The organism is Streptomyces sp. ADMS (assembly GCF_033441795.1).
Classification (GTDB): domain Bacteria; phylum Actinomycetota; class Actinomycetes; order Streptomycetales; family Streptomycetaceae; genus Streptomyces.
On sequence record NZ_JAVFVX010000390.1, the window covers coordinates 1 to 559 of the forward strand.

Genomic DNA, 559 nt, shown 5'->3' on the forward strand with positions numbered 1-559 from the left:
CGAGGGTTTCCAGCGCGTCGATGGGGCGGCCCCAGGCTTTCTCGATCATCGCGTCGGCCTGGTTGAGGGCAGTGGCGTCGGACACGGGTGGCTCCGGAGGGTAAGAAGGGGAACGGTGGTCAGCGGCTGTGCCCTGGGCGCGGGACGTGCGGAGCCGACGGCGGGCGCGGTGCCGGGATGAAGGGCCGCGCGTCGGCAGGCGAAGGCGCCACGGTGGAACGCGAGTTGGCAACCTGGGCGCGGCGGACATCCAGAGGAGTCGGCACCGGGGGTTCGACCGGGGTGGCGGTGGCCTGCGGGGGAAGGCGGCGCAAGTCGTCGCCGTAGCGGATGACCGGTGCCGGATCAGTGAGCGCGGTGTTCATCGCGGCCACCAGACCCTCCGGAGTGAAGGATGACGCGGTGGCGTACCACTGATTTCCAGGCGGTCCGGCCAGCATGAGCCACCGCTCTTGATGGCCCGTCATCTCGGCGGCATGGTCGAGGCGGGTCCGGCGCAGGTGAACCTCGGCCAGGCCGTCCGGGGACTCGAAGGAGACGTCGGCCGCGCCGTAGCGGT

1 protein-coding gene is annotated in these 559 nt (G+C 71.4%); it reads right to left on the reverse strand.

Features of this window, described 5'->3' with window-relative positions; translation table 11 throughout:
- Positions 1-119 precede the first annotated feature (119 nt).
- The coding region (locus RB628_RS41210) for a DUF317 domain-containing protein (protein ID WP_318325745.1) at positions 120-559 on the reverse strand (440 nt) is incomplete at its 5' end.